The 5598-nt window shown below is 50.5% G+C and carries 6 protein-coding genes; 1 reads left to right on the top strand and 5 read right to left on the bottom strand.

The window, feature by feature from the left end:
* Nucleotides 1-180: 180 nt before the first annotated feature.
* The 5 genes from RSA72_RS13625 to RSA72_RS13605 all read right to left on the bottom strand — a co-directional run bounded on the left by RSA72_RS13625 (nucleotide 181) and on the right by RSA72_RS13605 (nucleotide 3854).
* A complete protein-coding gene (locus tag RSA72_RS13625; RefSeq protein ID WP_068909145.1) occupies nucleotides 181-585 on the bottom strand; it encodes an ExbD/TolR family protein in 405 nt (134 codons plus the stop codon).
* Complete coding sequence (locus RSA72_RS13620) at nucleotides 585-1205, bottom strand: MotA/TolQ/ExbB proton channel family protein (protein WP_068909148.1); 621 nt, start codon at nucleotides 1203-1205, stop codon at nucleotides 585-587. Before RSA72_RS13620 ends, RSA72_RS13625 begins: the two co-directional genes overlap by 1 nt.
* A gap of 26 nt (nucleotides 1206-1231) precedes the next feature.
* A complete protein-coding gene (locus RSA72_RS13615) occupies nucleotides 1232-1993 on the bottom strand; it encodes a TonB-dependent receptor (RefSeq protein WP_332624325.1) in 762 nt (253 codons plus the stop codon).
* A 214-nt stretch (nucleotides 1994-2207) separates the two neighbouring features.
* A complete protein-coding gene (purU, locus tag RSA72_RS13610) occupies nucleotides 2208-3074 on the bottom strand; it encodes a formyltetrahydrofolate deformylase (protein WP_332633348.1) in 867 nt (288 codons plus the stop codon).
* A 78-nt stretch (nucleotides 3075-3152) separates the two neighbouring features.
* Entirely contained in the window at nucleotides 3153-3854 is a 702-nt protein-coding gene (locus tag RSA72_RS13605) for a TetR/AcrR family transcriptional regulator (protein ID WP_332624322.1), read from the bottom strand.
* A gap of 114 nt (nucleotides 3855-3968) precedes the next feature.
* Here RSA72_RS13605 and RSA72_RS13600 point away from each other — a divergent pair, with 114 nt between their 5' ends.
* Nucleotides 3969-5417, top strand: a complete 1449-nt coding sequence (locus RSA72_RS13600) for a coniferyl aldehyde dehydrogenase (protein WP_332624320.1) — start codon at nucleotides 3969-3971, stop codon at nucleotides 5415-5417.
* Nucleotides 5418-5598: the final 181 nt, after the last annotated feature.

Below are 5598 nucleotides of genomic sequence, written 5' to 3'. Positions count from 1 at the left end.
CCACTTTCTGTGCTTAAAAAGCCTCTGTTGCAAAAACAGTCCATTTCAAAGACCATGCAGGTTGCGGATGACACTTCCGTGTATCAAATAATAGTTTGAATTTAAAAAAGAAAATGCCAGTCAGTTTCTTAACTGACTGGCATTAGCGCAAAGGCCGCTTTTTCTTCATGCTTGCGCAAATCAGTTGTCTGTTGCAAAGGCAATATCACTGAGGCCGGCTTCGCTCGCGCGTGACATCACTTGCGCTACAGTGTCATAGCGTGATTCTTTGTCGGCCTTTAAAATCACTGTCGGCTGGCGCGGGGCTTTGCCTGCTTCCGCAAAGCGCTGTTCCAGCTCCTGCAGGCTGATGACCTGGTCATCCCAAGCCACATCGCCATTGGCATTGATGCTGACCTGCACCTTTTGCGGCGGCAAATCTATAATCTCCGCAGTAGTTTTCGGCAAGGTTAATGGAATTGATGGGTTGGCAACGGTCGCTGTCACCAGAAAGATGATCATCAATACCAACATAATGTCGATAAGAGGAATGAGGTTCATCTCATTCATGCCTGCATCGTTGTCTTCACCCAATTGAAAAGCCATTAAGCTTGACCTCCAACTAAACTTTCATGCGCTGTTTTAACTTCAGCTTTTTTTGCAGATTCCTGCTGCAGCATGGTGTCAATCAGCAAGCCGTGCGCCTGATCCTGCAGCTCATTGGACAGCGTGCGGTTAAAGCGCACCGCAATGTTGTAAGCCAGCACCGCAGGAATGGCGACCGCCAAGCCCAAGCCGGTCATAATTAAAGCTTCACCGACTGGAGTCGCCACTTGCGCAAGGCCAGCCTGTCCGCTTTTGCCGACCGCCACCAGCGCATGGAAAATTCCCCATACGGTGCCGAATAAACCCACAAACGGCGAAAGAGAAGCGATGGTGCCCAGCACCGAAACGCCTTTTTCAGCATTGGCTTTTTCCGCAGCAATTTGACGCAGCAGCGCCTGCTCTGCAACGGCTTTGCGCTGATCAAAGCTCAATGGCGCAAATTTCGCTTTCAGCGCAGACAGCGCATCAGCAAGCCGGGCAAAAGCCACTTGTTTCAGCTGGCGCGTGCCCATAATGCGCAATGCAAAAATCGTCCACGTCGCAATCGACATTGCCAATAACACGAAATACAGTGTTTTACTGACTGCATCAGCATGTTGCCAATAAACTGAAAAGTTCATACTCGAACTCCTAATGAGTTAGCCGGTTATTTAAGCTGAAAATCGAATGGCTGTTCCACTTTGGTTGGATAAGCCACGCCATTTTCAATATATTTAGTCAGCTGTCCACGCTTGGCGGCGGCAGCCACTTTTCTGTTTACGGCAGGCCCGCAGCTGGAATTTTTCGCTTCAGCTGAAATGACCTTGCCGCTTTCATTGGCTGAAATAGCAATCACCAATGAACATGATGTTTTTAGTTCGCCCGGAGCAAAATTCACCTTAGGCGCTTTCAGCCATGACACTCCGCCGCCAATCGAAACGCTTCTCGGCGCTGGAGGCGACACAGGCGCAGGCTGGGCAGGAGGATCGGCTTTTGCAGCCGGCGCTGGAGCCGGCGTTTTGTTTTCTGAAACGACAGGCGCTATAACTGGACTTGGCTTCGCTGGCGCTTCCACCGGCTTCACCGCAGGCTTAGGCGTATCGGCCTTTTTCACCTGCTGCACCTTCTCGACTTTCTTCGGCGGAGGCGGCAGCGGCTTGTCGACAATTTTGACTTCTTTCGGCTTCGGCGGCTCTTTCTTAGGTTCCGGCGGCTTCGGCTTTGGAGGCAAAGGCTTTGGCGCTTCCTGCAGCTTCACGAAGCGCACTTGAATGGGATCTTTTTCTATCGGCTTGAGCTCAGGAGTCTTCATCTGGCTGACCGCCCACAATACGCCCATATGCCCAATGACCGCTGCAGCTAAGGCTGCAATAACTTTCTTTTTCATGGGGTTCGGAGCTGGCATCATGGGAGCGGAATATTGACTCATTAAAATCAGTTACCTTGAAGAAGCGACTGCATTCCAAATAGGAATTTGCAATCAGGCTCATCTGTTAGCGCAATAAAGTAGCATAATGATAAATGAGAAGTGTTTTCATTTGCAACTATTAATTTGCCTATTTTTATGGCTTTTTCAAATGCTCAGCATAGAGCAAAAAAGGCATACTTAAAGCATGCCTTTTTTAAAAATAAGATTCAAAGCCTTACTGGAATACAACCGTTTTGTTGCCGTCCACAATAATGCGGTCTTCCAGATGCCATTTGACTGCGCGCGCCAGCACATTGCGCTCAACATCCTGGCCCAGCTCGCGCAGCTGCTCTACGGTAAAGTCATGGCTGACCCGCTCTACGTCCTGCTCAATGATCGGGCCTTGGTCCAAATCTGCAGTGACATAATGCGCTGTCGCGCCAATCAATTTCACGCCTTTCTCATGCGCCTGCTTATACGGGTTCGCGCCCACAAAGGCCGGCAGGAAGGAATGGTGGATATTGATGATCTTCATTTCCCATTTCTGCACAAATTCTTCGTCCAGAATCTGCATATAGCGCGCCAGCACCAGCAGGTCATTGCCCTGCATCAGCTCATTGATTTTTTCATAAGCTTCGCGCTTGTTTTCCTTGGTCACCGGCACCACTTCAAACGGAATGCCGAAGTTTTCCACCGCTTCGCGCAACGTTTCATGGTTGGAAACCACTTTGGTGATTTCGCACGGCAGCCCGCCGCGCGCATGGCGCCACAGCAGCTCCAGCAGCGCATGGTCAACCTTGGAAACCAGAATGCCGACCTTTTTCACATCGCTGACCAGAGCTAAGCGCCAGTTCATATGGTAGCGCGCGGCCACATTGCTTTCAAAGGTCTGCAGCAGGCTTTCTTTGCGGCTTTGCAGGCTGTCCAATTCAAACTCAACACGCATGAAATAACGCCCGCCCTGAGCTTCAGTCGCGTATTGATCAAGTGCGGTAATATTGGCGCCATGATGATACAAAAAGCTCGATACAGCTTGCACAATACCCGGCTTATCTTCACAGGTAATGAGCAAGCGAGCAGTGTTAGCAGTCGACATATTCATTTTGGTGTGTATCACTCATTCAATTTATAAAAAGCAAGCCGAGTATTCTAGCGCCTTTTCAAGGCAGACTAAATAGCCTTATTCAGCGTCATGCGCTTTGGCGGATGAAAGACTGGCAAACAGATCTGACTCGCCCATAGTTTCCAGCAGGCGCTCATAGGTTTGACGGCTTTCCCCGCGCAAATAGGCGCCTTCCAGAAACACCATCTGGCGCAATGCCTGCCATACCCACTTCTCTTCCAAATGGTTAGAGTCGGTAATATGGCCGGACATATACAGGAAGTTGGTCCAGTTGGTCAGCACAATCCACAGGTTGATAATCAGCGCTTCAATTTCCGAGTTGGTCATTTCCATCAGGCCGGCATCGACAAAGGCTTTATAGATTTTCTGGCCCTGCTGCATCACCTGGCCGGCAAAGCGCGGATACATCTTGCGGAAATCCACATTATTTTCCACCAGATGGTAGACATCGCGGTGCAGGAAGCGGTAAGCCCAAAGCTGGCTGCTCAGCACCTGAAAATAGCGGATCTTGTCATTGGCATCCAGCAGGCGGTCATCCGGCAGCGCGAGCATGTCCAAAGTTTCCCTTTGGTACTGCTCCATCAGCTCTTTGATAATTTCGTTCTTATTGCGGAAATGATAATACAGGTTCCCCGGGCTCATCCCCAGTTCAGCTGCAATATGATTGGTCGTAACAGAACGTTCGCCGCGCTCATTAAACAGCTGCAGGCTGAGCTGCAGAATGCGTTCTTTGGTTTTCAGCGTTTTGGTTTGGGACATTCTAAAATAACCATGAGTTCAATGCATTAGCAGGCTAATACATAAAGTAGCTTGACTATTTAGAGCATTTACTCTAAAAAATAATTAATCGCTTATTTTAAATGGCAGCGCGGCATGAACAGTCAGACAAAAACAGCTTCAATGACAGCACATTCTGTTGAAATTCCGCACCTGCACGATGTGCTGGAACAGCAAAAACGCGCATATTTGCGCTATCCGCTGCCTACAGCGCAAGAGCGCATTGACCGTTTAGCTCGGCTTAAGCGTATCTTAGTTAAGTACCAAGATCAATTTGCCGAAGCAATTAATCAGGACTACGGCAACCGTTCTGTCAGCGAAACTAAAATCGGCGAACTGCTGACCTGCCTGGAGCACATTAAATACTACAGCAGGAATTTAACCCAGTGGATGAAGCCGTCCAAGCGCCATATCGGGATTATCCACCAGCCGGCCAAGGCTTGGGTGCAGTATCAGCCTCTGGGCGTGATCGGCATTATTGCGCCATGGAACTATCCGCTGCTGCTGTCGGTTGGCCCGCTGATCTGCGCGCTGGCCGCCGGCAACCACGCCATGATTAAAATTTCCAGCTCATCGGCAGCCTTTGGCGCCGTGCTGGAACACGCTTTAGCCGAGGCCTTTCCGCAGGAACTGGTCGCAGTGATTAACGGCGGCGGCGCAATTTCCGATGCCTTCTGCCATCTGGCCTTTGACAAAATGATTTTCACCGGCTCAACTGCCGTGGGCAAAACCGTCATGGCGGCGGCTGCTGAAAATCTGGTGCCGGTCATTTTAGAGCTGGGCGGCAAGTCGCCGGTTCTGGTGCATCCGTCCATAGACCTGCAGGATGTGGCGGAGCGCCTGGCGGTCGGCAAGCTGTGGAATGCCGGCCAAACCTGCGTTGCGCCGGATTACCTGTTCCTGCCGCGCGGCAAGGCGCAGGAGTTCATTGAGCGCTTTAGAGCCTGCGCTGAAGCCATGTACCCTGATCTGGCCAGCAATCAGGACTACACCTCCATTATTAATGACAAGCAGTACCGCCGCCTGCAGGGCTATTTGGACAATGCCCGCGCGCAAGGCGCGCAGATTGCCGAAATCAATCCGCAGAATGAAGACCTGGCGGCCGCGCGCAAAATTGCGCCGACCCTGCTGACGGATGTGACGCCAGACATGGCCATTATGCAGCATGAAATCTTCGGGCCGCTCCTGCCGATCATGGAATATGATCAAATTGACGATGTTATTGACTTTATTAATAGCCGTCCGCGCCCACTTGCATTATACTATTTCGACTTTGATCAGGCGCGCGCCGACTATGTCGCGCAGCGCACCCATTCAGGGCATTTCGGGCAAAATACGGTACTCACCCATGTCGCACAGGACGACCTGCCATTCGGCGGCGTCGGCGCATCAGGGATGGGGAAATATCATGGCCCAGAAGGTTTTTTCAGTTTGTCGCATGAACGTTCCGTAATGTCGAATCCAAAGCTGTACAGCTTGAAATTCATCCTGCCGCCGTTCAACAAGCCGATTCACACGCTGATTTCTAAGACTCTTCTCCGCTAACTGATCAAGGCATGATCTATCGCACGCGGTCATGTTGCGTTTTTAATAAATTCGCTTGTCTTTTAAGCGTATTTTTGATATAAAACGCCCCTTGAATGATTTCATCCGTTTACTTTTAATGACTAGCCGCACAATCGGTGCTGTCTAGCAATGGAGTTCACCATGTCTAAGGTTTGCCAAG

The organism is Acinetobacter sp. (assembly GCF_036659555.1).
GTDB lineage: Bacteria > Pseudomonadota > Gammaproteobacteria > Pseudomonadales > Moraxellaceae > Acinetobacter.
Note: the sequence above shows the minus strand (reverse complement) of the source record. Positions and strands in the feature narration are given on the sequence as shown.

Excerpts from the sequence above, each read along its gene's own strand:
- RSA72_RS13625 (WP_068909145.1), bottom strand. The coding sequence starts at position 585 with ATGGCTTTTCAATTGGGTGAAGACAACGATGCAGGCATGAATGAGATG.
- RSA72_RS13620 (WP_068909148.1), bottom strand. The coding sequence starts at position 1,205 with ATGAACTTTTCAGTTTATTGGCAACATGCTGATGCAGTCAGTAAAACA.
- RSA72_RS13615 (WP_332624325.1), bottom strand. The coding sequence starts at position 1,993 with ATGAGTCAATATTCCGCTCCCATGATGCCAGCTCCGAACCCCATGAAA.
- purU (WP_332633348.1), bottom strand. The coding sequence starts at position 3,074 with ATGAATATGTCGACTGCTAACACTGCTCGCTTGCTCATTACCTGTGAA.
- RSA72_RS13605 (WP_332624322.1), bottom strand. The coding sequence starts at position 3,854 with ATGTCCCAAACCAAAACGCTGAAAACCAAAGAACGCATTCTGCAGCTC.
- RSA72_RS13600 (WP_332624320.1), top strand. The coding sequence starts at position 3,969 with ATGAACAGTCAGACAAAAACAGCTTCAATGACAGCACATTCTGTTGAA.